Raw genomic sequence first — 17,728 nt, forward strand, 5'->3', positions numbered from 1 at the left:
CGTTGGTTACTCGGCAAGTGCGAGGATGGGAATGACCTTCGCCTGCTGTTTTTCCTGTGGTGTGGCGGGGCGCATTTGCTCGCGCTCTTTCACGAATACGATGTTGGCGTCGGCAACTGTGCTGTTAACGAAGCTGCGGAAGCGCTTGCGCACTTCGGGGTCGGTGACGGCGGTCTTCCATTCGTCCTGGTAGTTGTCCACGACATGCTGCATCTGCGCTTCCAGTTCCGCGCCCAGGCCCAGCGAATCGTTGATGATGACGTCCTTGAGGTAGTCCAGGCCGCCCTCGAGGTTGTCGCGCCAGGTGCTGGTGCGTTGCAGGCGGTCGGCGGTGCGGATGTAGAACATCAGGAAGCGGTCTATCATGCGCACCAGCTCTTCCTTGCCGAGGTCGCTCGCGAGCAGCTCGGCATGGCGCGGCTTCATGCCGCCGTTGCCGCAGACGTAAAGGTTCCAGCCGTTCTCGGTGGCGATCACGCCAACGTCCTTGCCTTGCGCCTCGGCGCATTCGCGCGTGCAGCCCGAGACGCCGAACTTGATCTTGTGCGGCGCGCGCAGGCCCTTGTAGCGGTTCTCCAGCTGCACGGCGAGGCCCACGCTGTCGTCCACGCCGTAGCGGCACCAGGTGGAGCCGACGCAACTCTTCACGGTGCGCAGCGACTTGCCGTAGGCGTGGCCGGATTCAAAGCCTGCGGCGATGAGTTCTTCCCAGATATTGGGCAATTGCTCGACGCGCGCGCCGAACATGTCCACGCGCGCGCCGCCGGTGACCTTGGTGTAGAGGCCGTATTTCTTGGCGATATTGCCGATGGCGATCAGCCCGTCGGGCGTGACCTCGCCGCCGGGCATGCGCGGCACGACCGAGTAGCTGCCGTCCTTCTGGATATTGCCGAGGAAATAGTCGTTGGAGTCCTGTAGCGAGGCCAAGTCCTTCTTGAGGATGAAGTCGTTCCAGCAGGAGGCGAGGATGCTGGCGGCGGTGGGCTTGCAGATGTCGCAGCCCAGGCCCTTGCCGTGTTTTTCCAGCAGTTCGTCGAAGGTCCTGATCTGGCCCACGCGCACCAGGTGGTAAAGCTCCTGGCGCGAGTAGGGGAAGTGTTCGCATAAGTGGTTGCTCACTGTCATGCCGAGCTTGACCATTTGCGCCTTCATCACTTGCGTGACCAGCGGCACGCAGCCGCCGCAGGAAGTCCCTGCCTGGGTGCAGGCTTTGATCTCGCCGATGGAGCAGGCGCCATTGGCCACCGTCTCGCCGATCTGGCCCTTGGTGACGTTGTTGCACGAGCACATGACGGCACTGTCGGGCAGGGCATCCACGCCCAGGCCGGGTTTTTCCTTGCCGTCGCTGGCAGGCAGGATGAGGAATTCGGGGTTTTCCGGCAAGGGCATTGCATTGACCGTCATTTGCTGCAGGGTGCCGTACTCATCGGCATTGCCGATCAGCACCGCGCCGAGCAGTTTCTTGCCGTCCTCGCTGACGACGATCTTCTTGTAGATATTGCGGACTTCATCCAGGTATTGGTAGCTGCGCGCGCCGTGGGTTTCGCCATGCGCATCGCCGACGCTGGCGACATCTACGCCCATGAGCTTGAGCTTGGTGCTCATGTCGGCACCCTGGAAAACCGCGGCGGCATCGCCGGCAAGATGGGCGCAGGCGATGCGCGCCATGTCGTAGCCAGGGGCGACCAGGCCGTACATCTGCCCGTTCCAGCTTGCGCATTCGCCAATCGCATAGATGTCGTGGTCGCTGGAGCGGCAGAACTCGTCAATCGCGATACCGCCGCGCGCGCCGATCGCGAGGCCGGATTCGCGGGCTAGCTCGTCGCGGGGACGGATGCCGGCAGAAAAGACAATCATGTCGGTCTCGAGCCAGGTTTCGTCGAAGAACACCATGCGGTGGCGGGCAGTGGCGCCGTCGGTGATGTTGACCGTGTTGCGGCTGGTGTGCACATGCACGCCGAGTTCCTCGATCTTGGTGAGCAGCACTCGGCCGCCGCTCTCGTCCACCTGCACCGCCATCAGGCGCGGGGCGAATTCCACCACGTGGGTCTCCAGGCCCATGTCGCGCAGGGCCTTGGCACATTCCAGGCCTAGCAGGCCACCGCCGACCACGACGCCGCTCCTGGCGGTGGCGCCTGCCGCGGTCATGGCTTCCAGGTCTTCGATGGTGCGGTAGACGAAGCAATTCTCGCGGTCGCGCCCGGGCACGGGAGGCACGAAAGGCACGGAGCCGGTAGCCAATACCAGCTTGTCGTATGGCAGCACGGTGCCGTCGGTCAGGCTGACGCTATGCTGGTGGCGGTCGATGTGGCTGACGCGGGCGTTCAGGCGCAATTGCAGGCCGGGGCGGTCATAGAAACCGGGCTCGACCAATGAAAGGTCTTCAGCCGTGCTGCCCGAGAAGAAGCTGGAAAGATGCACGCGGTCATAAGCAGGGCGCGGTTCTTCGCCCAGCACTGTCACTTGCAGGTTTGCTGCGGCGAGGTCAGGATGGCGCTTGACCAGCTCCTGTACAAAGTAGTGGCCGACCATGCCGTTGCCGACGACCACTATGCGGGTATATTCATTCATCGTAGTGTTTCCCATCAGGTGCAAGCACGCCGGCCTATGGCACTCGTCTTTCCATGGTCATGCGTTGCTGTTGCGTAAGCCCAAAAACAAAAACGGCGTCCATGGCTTGCGCAGCGACTGCCAGGGGCAGTGCGTAAGCAAGCTATGGACGCCGTTGTCCACAAAAGGATTTCCTGACTACGGAAACCCTCCTGCTAAAAATACTCATCGTCAATGAACGAGATTTGCTACCAGATAAGCAATGGGCATGCCAACATGGTTGATGCCGTAGCCACAAACCCGAGAAAATCGTGTAACCCATTTTTCCATATGGATTTTCTTGTCATCTGATATGGGCAGCCATTCATTTTGGAGAGGCGTCAGCATATGCAGGATGAATCAGGACGGCGCACGTTAATGACGCCGATTAAAAACGATTGCACCAGAATTGATCTTTCAATAATAGGAAGTATTTTCATCTGGATAGCGGGGCGGATTCGCTCAAAGGTAGTGTGTTGCTAGGAAATGAACAACAGGTAGACCAGGATCACATTGGCGAGCAGCGAGCATACCGCCAGCCACTGCCATTGCTGCAGGCGCGCCCGCGCGAACAGCGGGGTGCGCTGTACCGGCAGGATAGGGCGGATTTCACCGACTTCCAACGCCAGCAGCATTTCCTCCGCGGTTTCAAAGCGGGAGGCCGGGTTGCGTGCCACGGCCTTGAGGATGATGTTTTCCAGCCAGCCGGGGATGTCGGGACGGTAGCGGGTGGGCGGCACGGGCTCGCCGAAGCGCGGATGCTGGAACGGCTCGATCTCGCCGTAAGGATATTTGCGCGTCAGCAGGTGGTAGAGCGTGACACCCGCCGCAAAGAGGTCGCTGCGCACGGAGGCTGCTTGCTGGGTCTCGAACAATTCCGGCGCCATGAAGCTGGGGGTGCCGGGGTTGGACATGGAGTCATACTGCAGGTGGTTGCCGCTGGAGGCGACGCCGAGATCAAGGATGCGCAAGCGGCCGTCCTTGCCAATATGCAGGTTGGCGGGCTTGATGTCGCGGTGCAGGATATGCAGCCGGTGCAGGGCGCCGATCCCGCGCAGCATCTCTATCCCGATCCGCGTGATGCCGGCCGTGGTGAAGTGGTGCCCGTGTTGCAGGCGGTATTGCAGGGTAGCACCTTCGTGCCAGCTCATTACGTAATACAGCTTGCTGCGCTGGCCGGCATCGAGCGGCAGCACCTGGGGCAGGTATTGCGACATGATGCGCTTGGCGAGCCACTCTTCGTTGAGCAGGGCCTGGCAGCTTTGGCGGTCCTCAGCCAATAAGGGCTGCAGGGTTTTCAGCACCCATAGCTGGCCGCTCTGGCGGTGCCTGACTTTGTATACCAGGCTGGCGCGGGATTGGTGCAAGAGCTCCACGATCTCGAAGTCGTCGAGATGATCGCCAGCCTTGAGCTTGGGAGGCAATGCAAGCTGGCGGCCTTCGGCCAGGTGGTCGGTGAGCGTTTCCTTGCCTGGCTTGATAACGCGTACCGCCACTGCCGTGGCGTTATCGTAGCCTCCCGCTGCCAGGGCCAGGCGCGTGAGTTCGTCGCAGATGCGTTGCGGATGGTCGTACAGGCCCACGATATGGTGGATGACTTGCTGCTCCAAGGCGGCCCAGACGCCATCGGTCATCAATGCGTAGACATCGCCGGCCTGTATGCCGCCTTCCGCATAGTCCACGTTGAGCTGCTGATCCAGGCCGACGGCGCGCTTGAGCACGTGGCGCATATCCGGCCTGTCCCAGACATGATCGGCGGTAAGCAGCTCCAGTTTGCCCGCGCGCAGGCGGTACAGGCGGCTGTCGCCCACATGTCCTGAATAATAGCGCTGGCCGCGCAATACCAGGAGCGACAGGGTCGTCGCCATGCCTGCCATTTCACGGTGCTGCGAGGCCTGCGCAAGCAGCCAGCGGTTGGCCGCTGTGATCACCTTGTCCAATGCTGCCGGGATTTCCCAGGTGTCGGGGGTGGCGTAGTAGTCCGTCAGCAGGCTGCGCACGGTCATTTCGGCGGCTTCGCGTCCGCCGGCATTGCCGCTGACGCCGTCGGCCACGGCAAAGATGGCGCCTTTGACATCGAGGACGGTGCCGGTAGGCGTCACCATGCCCGCAAAATCCTCGTTGCGTTCGCGCTGCCCGGTGACCGAGCTCGAGCCCGTGGTGAATTCCAGCGCCATGCGGTTCTACTATACCCTGGCGCTGGTGACGGCGGCGGAGCCCCAGGTGGTGCGCCAGCGCTCCTTGACCATGGTCAGGCCGAACAGGGCGACGACCGCCAGGCTGGCGAACATGGCCAGGCCGAGCTGGTAGTTGCCGGTAATCTGCTTGGAGTATCCCAGGCTGGAAGCCAGGTAGAAGCCGCCGATGCCGCCTGCCATGCCGATCAGGCCGGTCATCACGCCGATCTCCTTGCGGAAGCGCTGCGGCACGAGTTGGAATACCGCGCCATTGCCCATCCCCAGGGAGATCATCGCCAGCACCACGACGGCCAGGCCTGCCAGTTGCTGGCTCAAGCCAAAGCTGAGGATGAACAGGAAGGCGGCAGCGAGGATGTACATGGCGCTCAGGGTGCGGATACCGCCGATCCGGTCGGCCAGGTTGCCGCCAATCGGGCGCACCAAGGAGCCGGCGAAGACGCAGGCCGCGGTGAAATAGCCCGCATGCACCGGGTCGAGGCCGTACTGGTCGTTGAAGTAGATGGTGAGCGAAGAGGCCATGCCGACAAAGCCGCCGAAGGTCACGCTATAGAAAAACATGAACCACCAGGCATCCTTGTCCTGCAGTACCCTGAGGTATTCGGCGAGCGACTTTGATTCAGGCGGGTTGGGCGCGTCCTTGGCGAGCATCGTATAGAGCACGAGCGTGATCACGAGGGGAATCAAGGCGAGGCCGAACACATTGTTCCAGCCGAATGCCAGCGCCAGCCCGGGGGCGAACAGCGCAGCCAGCGCGGTGCCGGAGTTGCCAGCGCCCGCGATTCCAAGCGCGGTGCCCTGGTGCTCGGGCGGGTACCAGCGTGAAGCCAGCGGCAGTGCCACGGCAAAGGATGCGCCCGCAACCCCGAGGAATACGCCCAGGATCAGGGTCTGCTGATAACTGTGAATGCCGTTCAGCCAGGCGAAGGCCAATGCGGCGATCACGATGAGCTGGCCAATCAGGCCTGCCATCTTCGGCTGGATCTGGTCGACCAGCACGCCCATGACCAGGCGCAGCAGGGCGCCCGTCAATACCGGCGTGGCCACCATCATGCCTTTTTGCGCCGGGGTCAGGGCCAAGTCGGCGGCAATCTGCACGGCCAAGGGGCCAAGCAGCACCCAGACCATGAAACTGAGGTCGAAATAGAGAAAAGCAGAGAACAATGTCGGTTTGTGACCTGCCTGCCAGAAACTTTTTTTCATGATATTTCCTTGAGTAGTGGATTGGGGAGCGCGCTGACCGGAACAGCACCTGGCCGCGCGATGATGTCGTCTCTCTTCATGCCGCGATTGAAAGGGATTGCAGCGACTCCTTGCCGTGGGCCAGCCTGACCACGTCGCCAATCACGATAATGGCGGGGCTGGCGAGGCCTGCCTGCTGTACTGCCGCCGTCAGCAATGACAATGTGCTGGTGACATGCTGCTGCTGGGGGAGCGAACCGTTCTGGATCGCCGCCGCCGGCGTATCGGGGGACATGCCGCTTGCCAGCAGCTCGCTGGTGATGCTGGCGAGCTGTTTCATTCCCATATAGATCACCAGGGTGGTGCCGCTTTCGGCCAGGGCTTTCCAGTTCTGCCCGCTCCCGCCGTCCTGCAGGTGGCCGGTGACGAAGCTCACGCCGTGCGTGTAGGCGCGATGGGTGACCGGGATGCCCAGGGCAGCTGGCACGGCGATGCCGCTGGTGACGCCGGGAATCACTTCCACCTCGATGCCTGCGGCCCGCAGCTCCAGCATTTCCTCGCCGCCGCGGCCGAACAGGAAGGGGTCGCCGCCTTTCAGCCTGGCGACGGTCTGGCCTTGTTCCGCCAGCGCTATCATCATGCGGTTGATGAAGTGTTGCGGCGTGGATTTGCAGCCGCCGCGCTTGCCGACCTCGATGACGCGTGCTTGCGGCGCATGTTGGAGGATTTCACGGTTGACCAGGTCGTCCACGAGGATAACTTCGGCCTGCTGCATGGCCTTGACCGCCTTCAACGTTACGAGCTCCGGGTCGCCGGGTCCTGCGCCTATCAAATAAACTTTTCCTGACATTTTTTCGCCTCTATCAGAAGGTGTACATCATGGTGAGCCAGAGTTTTTCCGTATCGCGCACCCGGCCCGCGGCATTGTTGCCTGGCAAGGCGGTGTATTGGTCCCTCTCGGAATACTTGCCGTATTCGAGCTTGGTCATCAGGTGCGCGTTGACGTTATAGGTGACGGCGGCATTCCATTCCGTTCCGTATTGGTCGCCGAAACCCCCGCCTATGGTATTGAAGCGGTCATCCGACTTGATGACGTGATAATCGGCAAAGAACAGGAAGTCGCCGATCTTGTAGGTCGCGGTGACGAACGTATCCTTGATGCCTTCCAACGGCGTGGTGAGGAACTTGTCAATCCAGCCCTGGAACAGATGGTTGGTGCCGAACGGGGTCTGGAAGGCGTAACGTCCGTTGTTGCTGGACAGCAGCTCCTGGTCGGCGCGCAGCGAGAAATTGCCATAGGCCGCGCCGCCGCCCAGCTTGTAGTAGTGGGCATCGATACGGGAGTCGCCGCCGCTGTGATCGGTCTGCTTGGCGTATTCCGCCGTGTAGAGGCCTTTCCAGTGGGGCGTGAACGCATGCGCGCCGTCCAGCCGTATGCCCAGGGTCTTGTTGCCCTGGTCGGCTTCCTGGTTGATGTTGCCGTTCTTGCCGGCGGCAATGCCGCCCGTCCCTGCGGCGTTGCCAAACCACGCGCGGCCAAAACCGAGGTCGTCGAAGCTGGAGAAATAGCCGTAACCCGTCACGGATTCGGTTGGCGAAATCCGGTATTTCAGGTTGACGATTTCCAGCGCGCCGTCGGAGCGCAGCTTGGTGGTGATCTGTTTCACGCGCTCGATATGGCCGACATAGATTTCAGTATCGGGCAACGACTTGTTCAGCACAGTGACGCCGTCGAACACCTGCATGACCTGGCGGAAGGCGATATCGCCGATGAAGCGCACGTTGTCCAGGTTGATCTGCTGGCGGCCGATACGCACGCGGTTGTTCTTGATGCCGGTCCAGTCGACATACAACTGGTTGATGTCGGTATCGTCAGGATCGACGATCTTGGCGTAGCCAAGCTTGCCGGGCTGGTTGGAGACGCTGTTGATCAATGTGCCGTTGGTGCTGTCGTTGAAATCGTCCTTGAATTTGCTGACGTCGATGATCTGTCCGGCAAAACTGAAATCGTGATATGGCACGGTCTGCCAGCCGACCAGGCTGCGCAGCGTTATGCCATTGGCATCCTTGAGCGGCCGGCCGCTGGGGGCGTTGCCGTCCTGTTCCACATGTTCGTAACGCAGGCGGAAGCTGGTCAGGTTCTTGCCGGCCTTGACGGCATCCATGAAGGTATATTCCGGCGCGGCCTCTTCCGCCTGGGCTGCGGCAGTGAGCGCCAGCCCCAGCAAGCCACCATAACAGGCTTGACGGATCATGAATCTCGAATTACTTTGCATGGGTTGCTCCTTTTCTCAGATGGGGTAACGGTAGTACCGGCCCGTCCTGCCCGACGGGCCTTCTTTTTTCCTGGTATCAAGCTGCCATCGCCTGTAAGCGCCAAAACAAAAAAGGCGTCCTGGTTGCAGACGGTATGTTGTCTGCAACCAGGACGCCTTTGTCCTTGGCCTTCAAAGCCCCGCGGGCTGCTGGGTAGCGCATCGCGGCGCCAGGTATTGCTGCGGATGCCGCTTAAACAATGACAACCGCCATTGGCTGCCGTTGTTAATCAGGGATTAGCAAATGCTGTGCCAGGGAAGCTTTATTTCAAAACGCGATTGTTTTGTAAGGATATTTACCTGGGGAGGGAGTTTTGTTGAATCCGGCCAGCGATGCCGGTTTGCACCACCTGAGTGCGGTTGCACCAGAGGTTCACTGCCATCACGATAGGGAGTTTTTCTTGGCGAGAATGTTGTCCGCCACATCGATGATTTTGCGATTCTGCTCCATGGCGGTGCTGCGCATGATTTTGTAGGCCTCTACCTCGCTGATGCCGCGCTTGCTCATGAGCAGGCCCTTGGCGCGCTCGATCTGTTTCCTCTCCGCCAGCGCTTTCTTGGTTTCCGACAGCTCGTTCTCAATCTCGGCAATCTGCTGCGATTGCTGCTGCAGCAGCGAGACGATGGACTCCATGGGATAGGAGTGCTGGTTGTCGTGCGCTAGGAAGGTATAGGCGTTTTCCACCGGAATGGAGAGGTTGAAGAAGGCGCTATCCAGCGTGGTGGCATGGGCCGGCTGGCTGCGCACTTTCTGCAGGTACTGGCGGGTCTTGTCCAAGTCGCTCTTCGCCTCGTGGATCAATGTCTCCAGCATGCCATGCATGCCCTTGATGAGCTGGCACTGGATATGCCAGATATCGGTGAGGCGTTGGCTGCAGAGCTCGAACCATTCGTCCCCGTCGTACGTTTTCACGGCTTGGCCATCCTGCGCATGGGTGAGCTTGTTGCGGTATTGCCGGTGCCGATGGTGGATGCTGGTATCCATCGAAGCCGCCCATGACTTTTGCAACGGGCTGCCGCCGAATTGGCAGAACAGCTCGAAATGCCTGTCCTGCAAGGCAACCAGCTCCAGCAGCTTGTGCTGGTGTTCCTGCTGCACATGGCCGGAGCCGAACATATAGGAGCCTACGGCGCGTTCCTGCCCGGCAAACTCCTTGCCCTGCACCAGGTTGTAGAGCGCGAGCAGATAAGTGGAGATCTTGCTGTTGACGGCATTGTCGGTAATGTCGAAGATCAGCGAAATCAGGCTGCCGATAAAGCGGTTGAACGATTGTATGCAATCGGGAAATGAAATCTTGTGCAGCGTCACCTGGTGGCGTAGCGATTTCAGTTGGTCGAAGCCCAGCAATATCCACGAAATCAGGGTGAGCTGCTTGGCGTCGGCCATGCTGTTATGGTCCAGGTGGCGCTGCAGCGCCTCGCGGAATTTCACCTCCAGGCCCTGGTTCTGCTCGATGATCTCGCTGCGCTCCTTGCCGAAACGCTGGCCAGCCGAAGCCAGGTACAGGCAGCTTGCGCCGCGCTCGGCCTGGATCTGGTGGATGATCAGGCCGATGGTCTCGACAAACACGGTGCATATCGACAGCCGCTCGAGCTCTTCGACATGCCGTATCTTGGCCAGGATGATGGTTTGGTCGGGAGAAATGTCTTTCATATCTAAATCCGGTAGCAAAAATCATGCGCGACAGCATGGCGGTTGCTGGTTCAACGATGGTTGATCAATCGGCTAAGGCAACTGCAGAGCAGCAAGTTTCTTCCTGGAACCTTGATTTCTCTGGATGCATGCAGGGTCAGGAGAGTTTGATGATGTAGAGCAGGACGACGACGAGCAGCAATAATAGCAGGCTGGTCGTCTTCCAGAACAGGAGAGGATTCTTCTCCACTAGCCCGCCATTGTGCCTGTCGAGGAATTGTCGGTTGGGATGTCTCAGGTCATGGGTGAATTCCGACAAGACAGGGTAGCGTTTTTCCGCCTCCGGGTGCACTGCTCTCGCCAGCGCGTCGTCTATCCATGAGGGAATGCCGCTGTGCCCGTCGATCGCGGAAATATAGGACAGGCGCTGCAGTTGCGCGCGGGTCTTGATTCTGGCGGCCTGGGCGCCGTAGGGCAGCTTGCCTGTGAGCATCTGGTAGGCGATGACGCCCAGGGAGAACTGGTCTGAAAGCGGCGAACCGGCATCGCCGAGGAAGTATTCGGGCGCCATGTACTGAACGGCGCCCGGAAATGGAAGGGTTTCCGGCGCATTGCACTCCTCAAGGCCTGCGACCCAGACTGCGCCGAAGTCGATGATTTTGACGACGCCATGCCGGTCTATCATGATGTTTTCCGGCCGCAAATCCCGGTGCAGCATCTCGGCGCGATGAAAAGCCTGCAGGCCCTTGGCAACCTGCTCAATGATACCGCGCACCGTTTCCAGGCCCGGCCTGGGGTTGTCCCTCATCCATTGCGCGAGGGTAATGCCTTCGATGAACTCCATGGCGACATACAGATAACGGGGTTTGCGTCCGCGCTGGCACGGTTTCAGCACGTGCGCGCTGTTGATGCGCCGCGCCACCCATTCTTCGAGCGCGAAGCGGTTCAGCTGCGCCGCGTTTGCACTCAGGTCGGTAGATAGCGTCTTGAGCGCAACCTGCTGGCCGGTATCGCTGTCGATCGCCAGGTAGAGGTGGCTGCGGTGGCTGTGGTGCAGTTCCCTGACGATATGGTAACCGTCGAAATCCATCCGTGCTTCCAGCAAGGGCGCTGGCAGGCTCGGGGACTGCAAGAGCAGGCCGGGCCGATGCTGGTCAAGGCGGTCTATCCTGACAATCTGTATCGTCAGGTTGTCCCGGCTGCCGCGTTCAAGGGCCTCTTCCACGATCCGCCTCGCAACGGCGTCTAGGTCATTCGCGTTGCTGGCGATGGCGGTGGCGACGCATTGCGCGTCCGTATGTTCGTACACGCCGTCCGAGGCCAGCACGAAGATGTCCCCTTCCTCCACCGGCATGCACAGGTAGTCGATCTCGACCTGCGGGCCTATGCCCAATGCCCGGCTCAGGTAGCTCTGCTCTGCATTGACGGCGACCCTGTGATCCTCGGTGAGCTGTTCGAGCGCTTGGCCGCTGAGCCTGTAGATGCGCGTGTCGCCGATATGAAAGAGGTGGGCCTGGCCGGATTTGACCACCAGGGCGCTGAGCGTGCAGACATAGCCCTTGTCACTGTCATAGCGGTATTGGCTGCGCCGGGTCTGGGCATGCAGCCAGGAATTGACCGCGCTCAATACGCACTGCACGGCATGCTTGACGCTCCACGCATCGGAGGTGCAGTAATAGTCGCTGAGCAGGTTCCGGATCACGGATTCGCTGGCGACCTGGCTGACGGCGCTGCTGCTGATGCCGTCGGCCAACGCGACCACGATGCCCTTGGTAATGAGCTGGTGGCCTTGCGGGATGCAGGCGCCATGGAAATCCTGGTTGATGTCCTTGCGTCCCCGGTCGGAATGCTGGCCGAGGGAAATAGTGAGCGTATTGTTCATGCGGATGTGTTGGGACTACGGCCTCGATGAAGAGCGCCGTAGCCCGTCGCTATATCAACCAATGCTGCGTTTCGGCGCTGTCCTGACGTGGGTGGAATACAGGGTGAGCCCGGTGAACGCCAATCCCCCGACCAGGTTGCCGAGCACGACTGGCAGTTCGTTCCAGATCAGGTAATCCATGATGGAGAAATTGCCGCCCATGATGAGGGCGGAAGGAAAGAGGAACATGTTGACAATGGAGTGCTCGAAGCCCATCGCGAAGAACACCATGATGGGCATCCACATCGCAATCACCTTGCCGGAAACGCTGGTGGAGATCATGGCGCCAACCACTCCGGTGGATACCATCCAGTTGCACATGACGGCGCGAATGAATACCGTCAGCATGCCGGCTGCGCCAAACTCGGCATAGCCCAACGTGCGTTTCTCGCCTATGCCGGCGATGATGGTGCCCACCTTGTCCGGCTCGGCTGCGAAACCATAGGTAAAGACGATGGCCATGAACACCGCCACCGTGAACGCGCCGAGGAAATTGCCGACGAATACCAGCCCCCAGTTGCGCAAAATGCCTTTGATTGTGACGCCCGGGCGTTTGTCGATCAGGGCCAGTGGCGTGAGCACGAACACGCCGGTGAGCAGGTCGAAGCCCAGCAGGTAGAGCATGACGAATCCTACCGGAAACAGGATGGCGCCGATCAGCGGATAGCCGGTCTGGACCGAGGCCGTGACGGCAAACACGGCGGCCAGCGCCAGTATGGCGCCGGCCATATAGGCCCGGATCACGGTATCGCGGGTCGACATGAATATCTTCGACTCGCCGGCATCGACCATTTTGGTCACGAACTCTGAAGGTAGGAGATAAGCCATTGCATTGCACCTCTTTGAAAAATAAAAAAGCGCCCACTCCCGATACCCCTGAGCCAGGGATACCTGAAGTGGACGCCGTTGTCCTCATATCAATTTGCGGATATTGCGCTACGCTGGAATGAACCGCGCCTTCGATGGCGCAGCCCCATAGCGTATCCAGACATAAGGCCAGCAAAAAATATGCCGGGCTGACATGATAGGGCGGATGCGGTGCGAGGATAGCAGCTTATTGTCTATGCCTGCCTGTGGTGCACATGTTGCGTCGAATGCCGTGCATATGATGGCTTGGACAAGTTTTCCAGGACCTGCGATAGAGGCTGAATATTGTTTTGTGCTTCTAATTTTACTATCCGCATGCGGAGCATATGGTTTTGCGATGAGTCTTCAAATTAATAGCGGGAAATTGCACGCTTGTAGTGCATTTGCGTAATGGGTGCTTTATTGCGGTGCATGGTCAGGGCTTGATATCCAGTTGAAGCTTGGCGAGACGGCTATAGAGCCCGGATTGCTGCCGCAATTCATTCGGCGTGCCGGTTTCGACGATGCGGCCGTGCTCCAGCACCGCGACGCGGTCGGCATTCTGGATGGTGGCAAGGCGGTGGGCGATCACCAGGGTGGTCCTGCCGCGCATGGCCGAATCCAGGCCTTGCTGCACCAGGGTTTCCGATTCCGCGTCCAGGGCGCTGGTCGCTTCATCGAGCAACAGGATAGGCGCGTTCTTGAGAATGGCGCGGGCGATGGCGATGCGTTGGCGCTGTCCGCCGGACAGCCGCGTACCGCGCTCCCCCAGGAAGGTCGAGTATCCCTCCGGCAACCGCTCGATGAATTCATGGGCCTGCGCCGCCCGGGCGGCGCGCTTTATCTCGTCATCGCTGGCGTCAGGCCTGCCGTAGCGAATGTTCTCAAGCGCATTCGCTGAAAAGATCACCGGGTCCTGCGGCACGATGGCAATCATGCTTCTCAATGTGCTGAGCGATAGGCTGCGGATGTCCTGGCCATTGATGCTGATGGCGCCGTCGTGGATATCGTAAAAGCGCAGCAGGAGCTGGAATAGGGTGGTCTTGCCCGCGCCCGACGGCCCTACCAGGGCGACGGTTTCGCCTGCATCGACCTCAAGCGAGATTTGGGCAAGCGCTGCCTGGGCAGGTTTCGCCGGATAGTAAAAACTCACTTTCTCGAACTTGACGCTCGCCGTGCTGGTGGTGCCCAGCGCCATTGGCGTTGCCGGGTTGCGGATCGCGGGCTCGCTGTTCAGCAGTTCGAGCAGGCGCTCTGTCGCCCCGGCTGCGCGCATGATGTCCCCCCATACCTCGGCGATGGTGCTGACGCTGCCTGCAACCAGCGCCGCATAGAGAATGAAAGAGGCAAGTTCGCCGCCTGAGAGCTCGCCTTGCGTGACCTGGTGCGCCCCTAGCCATAAGACGAAGATGATGGCGGCACTGATGCCGGCAATGACGAACGCGGCCAGGAAGGCACGCACCCGGATGCGGCGGACGGCTGCCTTGAAGCTGGTTTCCACGCTGTGCCGGAAACGCTGGTTTTCGCGGGGTTCCTGGGCGAAGGATTGCACTGTCGGCATGGCATTGAGTATCTCCCCGGCCATGGCCGAGCTGTCTGCAATGCGGTCCTGGGATTCCCGCGACAGTTTCTTTACCGATCTGCCAATCAGCATGATCGGCAGCGTCAGCAACAGCATGAGTCCGAGATTGAGGCTGAATAGGTACCAACTCGTGACCGCGAGCATGACCATGCCGCCGATGAACTGGAATAGGCTGCGCAGGCCCAGGGAGATTGAGCTGCCGACGACGGTCTGGATCAAGGTGGTGTCCGCGGTCAGGCGGGACAGCACCTCGCCCGTCTGCAAGGTCTCGAAGAATTGCGGCGACTGGGTGAGCACTCGCTCATACACTAGAGATCGCAGGTCGGCGGTGACGCGCTCGCCTATCCAGGAAACGATGAAATAGCGGCACGCCACGATCAAGGCCCAGGCAATCACCAGGCCGCAGATAAAAACGAAATGCCGGTTGATGTCCTGCACGCTCTGCGTGGTGGCGGAATCCGTGCTGAACCCTTGGTCGATCAGGTCGCGAAACGCCCAGGGCACCAGCAGCAGGATGGCGGAAGCCAGGCTGAGCAAACAGAATGCGAGCAGGATTTGCCAGCGGTATGGCCGCAATAACGGCCAAAGCTCGCTGAACAATCGTAAAGGACGGCTTGGGGCTTGCAGGATGAACCTCGCTTGGGCTGGGGCATTGAATGTCTAGCATACAATACTGCGCAAGGTTAGGGCGAGTGGGCAGCCAACAGATGGGCTACCCGGGTTCGGATTCAGCGGCCTTTGCCACTCATGGAGCCGCGGTTGAAATCCTTGTCTCCAGGGGGGATGCAGCGGCCGAGGCCCAACAAGCCGCCCTGGGTGCCGGGAGGACAGCCCTGGTTTTCCGGGTATTGCTTGGCGACCTTATCCGCTTCGGCCTTTTTCACCTTGTCCACATATTCCCACTTGCCGTTGGGATGCAGCAATATCTTGTCGCCGTTCGCGGTCGTGGTTTCGATCGGCGGCGCGTCGTCCGGTGCCGCTATTACAGGCAGGCTCAAGGCCAGCAAGGTCAGAAAGCTGATACAGGTGAATTTCATGCTTATCTCTCAATATTGTTGGTTTGGATGCAGACCGCAGAATATATGCTAGCAATATCTGTTCCGGCCGGTTTTTCAGAATCTGTTCATGCGCTCAGCCTGCGGATTTGGTTTTATACTGGCGGGCATTATTGGGATACATCATAAACCTAAATGAATAAAACCTTGCAATACTTGATCTGGCTTCTGGTCGCCGTCGTCGGGGCCTCTGCGGTGGGAGGGATCGCCCTGCATCGCGGCGAAAGCATCAACGCCTTGTGGTTCGTGGCGGCGGCGGTCTGTGTGTTCGCGATCGCCTACCGCTTCTATGCGGCCTGGATTGCCGCCCGTGTCCTGATGGTGGATGCCAGCCGGGCGACGCCGGCGGAACGCCTGGATAACGGCCGCGATTATGTGCCGACCAACAAGTGGGTGGTGTTCGGCCATCATTTCGCCGCGATCGCAGGCCCGGGTCCGCTGGTCGGGCCGACGCTGGCGGCGCAGTTTGGTTACCTGCCTGGCACTCTATGGATATTGGTGGGCGCGGTGCTGGGCGGCGCGGTGCAGGACATGGTGACCCTGTTCCTGTCGACGCGGCGCAACGGCCGCAGCCTGGGCCAGATGGCGCGTGAGGAGCTGGGGCCGATCGGCGGTTTTGCCGCGCTGGTGGGGACTTTCACCATCATGGTGATCCTGATTGCGGTGCTCGGGCTGGTGGTGGTCAATGCCATGAAGCATAGCCCCTGGGCGACCTCGACTGTGGCGGCCACGATACCGATCGCGATGATCGTCGGCATCTACATGCGACTGATCAGGCCCGGGCGCGTGCTGGAGGCCTCGGTGCTCGGTGTAGTGTTGCTGCTGCTCTCGGTGTTCGGCGGCGGCTATATCGACCACCATCCCTACCTGGGCAGCCTGTTCAACCACGACGGGCTCACGCTGGCCTGGTGGGTGATCGCCTATGGCTTTGCCGCTGCCATTCTGCCGGTCTGGCTGTTGCTGGCGCCGCGCGATTACCTTTCCACTTTCATGAAGCTGGGCACCATTTTCCTGCTGGCGGTGGCCATCATCCTACTGCAGCCCGAGGTGAAGATGCCCGCATTGACCCAGTTCATCGACGGCAGCGGGCCGATTTTCGGCGGGGCCTTGTTCCCGTTCGTCTTCATCACCATCGCCTGCGGCGCGGTATCCGGCTTTCATGCCTTGATCGCTTCAGGCACCACGCCCAAGCTGATCGCCAACGAGTCGGATATCCGCATGATAGGCTATGGCGCCATGCTGCTGGAGTCGTTCGTCGCGATCATGGCGATGATCGCGGCAACGGTGCTCGACCCAGGCGTTTTCTTCGCGATCAACAGTCCGGCCGGCCTGGTGGGCAAGGAAGCGGCAGATGCCGTGGCGGTCATATCCAGCTGGGGTTTTCCTGTCACGGTGGAGCAGATGGAAACCCTGGCGCGCCAGATGGGGGAATCGACCTTGTTCGCCCGTACCGGCGGCGCGCCTTCGCTCGCGGTAGGCATGGCCAGCATCTTCGGCAGCGCGTTCGGCGAGCACTTGCTCGCGCTCTGGTACCACTTCGCCATCATGTTCGAGGCGATCTTCATCCTCACGACGCTGGATGCCGGCACCCGCGTGGGCCGGTTCATGCTGCAGGACATGCTGGGTAATTTCTGGCCCAGGATCGGCCAGACTTCTTGGTATCCATCGGTATTGCTCACCAGTGCCATTGTCGTGGCAGGCTGGGGCTATTTCCTCTACATCGGCGTGATCGACCCGAACGGCGGGGTGAATATCCTCTGGCCGTTGTTCGGCATTTCCAACCAGATGCTGGCGGCGATCGCGTTGTCGGTAGGCACGGGCATCCTCATCAAGTCCGGCAAGCTCAAGTATGCTTGGGTGACCGGCTTGCCGCTGGGCTGGCTGGTGGTGGTCACCACCACGGCCGCCTGGGAAAAGATCACCAGTACGGACGTCCGCGTCGGCTTCATAGCGGCGGCCAACGATATGTCGGCAAAGCTCGCAGCGGGAGTACTGCCTCCCGAGAAGGCTGCCGTGGCGCCGCAGCTGATATTCAACCAGCAGCTTGATGCGGTGCTGACCTTGTTTTTCGTGGCGGTGCTATGGATCGTGATCGTCGACATGCTGCGCGTGAGTTACCGCAGCCTGAGCGGCAAGCCGGTACGTCCTTCCGTCGAGTCGGCTTATATCCAGACCAAGCTGGATACTGCCTGGGTGCGCGATTGATGTGGCAGGCATGCCAGCAAGCGGTTGACCGGGCCTGGCGCTTCCTGCGCCAGGTGTCGGGAGATGATGCTTATGAACGCTATTTGTCGCTGTACGCCGCCAACCAGGAACGGCACGGCCACCAGGGGCCGCCCCTTACCAGGGAAGAATTCTTCAAAGCTTGGCAGCAGCAGAAATGGGATGGCGTCAAACGCTGTTGCTGACG

The 17,728-nt window shown here is 60.4% G+C and carries 12 protein-coding genes; 2 read left to right on the plus strand and 10 right to left on the minus strand.

Going from position 1 to position 17,728, the window contains the following annotated elements; genetic code table 11:
- Positions 1-6: 6 nt before the first annotated feature.
- The 10 genes from nirB to ACWXTG_RS12650 all read right to left on the minus strand — a co-directional run bounded on the left by nirB (position 7) and on the right by ACWXTG_RS12650 (position 15,300).
- Positions 7-2,571: a nitrite reductase large subunit NirB gene (gene nirB / locus ACWXTG_RS12605; protein ID WP_480220072.1), complete on the minus strand. Its 2,565-nt coding sequence runs from the start codon at positions 2,569-2,571 to the stop codon at positions 7-9.
- Positions 2,572-3,068: 497 nt separating this feature from the next.
- Positions 3,069-4,766 carry a bifunctional protein-serine/threonine kinase/phosphatase gene (locus tag ACWXTG_RS12610; protein WP_480220073.1) on the minus strand — a complete coding sequence of 566 codons (1,698 nt, stop codon included), beginning with the start codon at positions 4,764-4,766 and terminating at the stop codon, positions 3,069-3,071.
- A gap of 9 nt (positions 4,767-4,775) precedes the next feature.
- Positions 4,776-5,987 carry a nitrate/nitrite transporter gene (locus tag ACWXTG_RS12615; RefSeq protein ID WP_480220074.1) on the minus strand — a complete coding sequence of 404 codons (1,212 nt, stop codon included), beginning with the start codon at positions 5,985-5,987 and terminating at the stop codon, positions 4,776-4,778.
- A gap of 76 nt (positions 5,988-6,063) precedes the next feature.
- Positions 6,064-6,816: a uroporphyrinogen-III C-methyltransferase gene (cobA, locus tag ACWXTG_RS12620; RefSeq protein WP_407994593.1), complete on the minus strand. Its 753-nt coding sequence runs from the start codon at positions 6,814-6,816 to the stop codon at positions 6,064-6,066.
- Between the two features lie 13 nt (positions 6,817-6,829).
- Positions 6,830-8,242: an alginate export family protein gene (locus tag ACWXTG_RS12625; RefSeq protein WP_480220075.1), complete on the minus strand. Its 1,413-nt coding sequence runs from the start codon at positions 8,240-8,242 to the stop codon at positions 6,830-6,832.
- Positions 8,243-8,663: 421 nt separating this feature from the next.
- Positions 8,664-9,935 (minus strand): nitrate- and nitrite sensing domain-containing protein, encoded by a 1,272-nt coding sequence (locus tag ACWXTG_RS12630; RefSeq protein WP_480220076.1) that lies wholly within the window; start codon positions 9,933-9,935, stop codon positions 8,664-8,666.
- A gap of 136 nt (positions 9,936-10,071) precedes the next feature.
- A complete protein-coding gene (locus tag ACWXTG_RS12635) occupies positions 10,072-11,796 on the minus strand; it encodes a bifunctional protein-serine/threonine kinase/phosphatase (protein WP_480220077.1) in 1,725 nt (574 codons plus the stop codon).
- 54 nt (positions 11,797-11,850) lie between these two features.
- Positions 11,851-12,663: a formate/nitrite transporter family protein gene (locus tag ACWXTG_RS12640; protein WP_309564223.1), complete on the minus strand. Its 813-nt coding sequence runs from the start codon at positions 12,661-12,663 to the stop codon at positions 11,851-11,853.
- Positions 12,664-13,117: 454 nt separating this feature from the next.
- Positions 13,118-14,863, minus strand: coding sequence for an ABC transporter transmembrane domain-containing protein (locus ACWXTG_RS12645; protein WP_480220078.1), 1,746 nt, complete (start codon positions 14,861-14,863; stop codon positions 13,118-13,120).
- 128 nt (positions 14,864-14,991) lie between these two features.
- A complete protein-coding gene (locus ACWXTG_RS12650; RefSeq protein WP_309564225.1) occupies positions 14,992-15,300 on the minus strand; it encodes a hypothetical protein in 309 nt (102 codons plus the stop codon).
- Between the two features lie 153 nt (positions 15,301-15,453).
- On the opposite strand from ACWXTG_RS12650, the gene ACWXTG_RS12655 reads away from it, so the two are divergent.
- Together ACWXTG_RS12655 and ACWXTG_RS12660 are read left to right on the plus strand one after the other, a co-directional pair.
- Complete coding sequence (locus tag ACWXTG_RS12655; RefSeq protein WP_480220079.1) at positions 15,454-17,523, plus strand: carbon starvation CstA family protein; 2,070 nt, start codon at positions 15,454-15,456, stop codon at positions 17,521-17,523.
- The gene (locus tag ACWXTG_RS12660) at positions 17,523-17,726 is read left to right on the plus strand and encodes a CstA-like transporter-associated (seleno)protein (protein ID WP_407994601.1); all 204 of its coding nucleotides are present in this window, start codon (positions 17,523-17,525) and stop codon (positions 17,724-17,726) included. The genes ACWXTG_RS12655 and ACWXTG_RS12660 overlap by 1 nt, the downstream gene beginning before the upstream one ends.
- The last annotated feature ends 2 nt before the right edge of the window (positions 17,727-17,728 follow it).

It is taken from the genome of Methylobacillus sp. DLP286, from assembly GCF_056636515.1.

Excerpts from the sequence above, each read along its gene's own strand:
- nirB (WP_480220072.1), bottom strand. The coding sequence starts at position 2,571 with ATGAATGAATATACCCGCATAGTGGTCGTCGGCAACGGCATGGTCGGC.
- ACWXTG_RS12635 (WP_480220077.1), bottom strand. The coding sequence starts at position 11,796 with ATGAACAATACGCTCACTATTTCCCTCGGCCAGCATTCCGACCGGGGA.
- ACWXTG_RS12630 (WP_480220076.1), bottom strand. The coding sequence starts at position 9,935 with ATGAAAGACATTTCTCCCGACCAAACCATCATCCTGGCCAAGATACGG.
- ACWXTG_RS12625 (WP_480220075.1), bottom strand. The coding sequence starts at position 8,242 with ATGCAAAGTAATTCGAGATTCATGATCCGTCAAGCCTGTTATGGTGGC.
- ACWXTG_RS12655 (WP_480220079.1), top strand. The coding sequence starts at position 15,454 with ATGAATAAAACCTTGCAATACTTGATCTGGCTTCTGGTCGCCGTCGTC.
- ACWXTG_RS12615 (WP_480220074.1), bottom strand. The coding sequence starts at position 5,987 with ATGAAAAAAAGTTTCTGGCAGGCAGGTCACAAACCGACATTGTTCTCT.
- ACWXTG_RS12660 (WP_407994601.1), top strand. The coding sequence starts at position 17,523 with ATGTGGCAGGCATGCCAGCAAGCGGTTGACCGGGCCTGGCGCTTCCTG.
- ACWXTG_RS12610 (WP_480220073.1), bottom strand. The coding sequence starts at position 4,766 with ATGGCGCTGGAATTCACCACGGGCTCGAGCTCGGTCACCGGGCAGCGC.
- ACWXTG_RS12640 (WP_309564223.1), bottom strand. The coding sequence starts at position 12,663 with ATGGCTTATCTCCTACCTTCAGAGTTCGTGACCAAAATGGTCGATGCC.
- ACWXTG_RS12650 (WP_309564225.1), bottom strand. The coding sequence starts at position 15,300 with ATGAAATTCACCTGTATCAGCTTTCTGACCTTGCTGGCCTTGAGCCTG.
- cobA (WP_407994593.1), bottom strand. The coding sequence starts at position 6,816 with ATGTCAGGAAAAGTTTATTTGATAGGCGCAGGACCCGGCGACCCGGAG.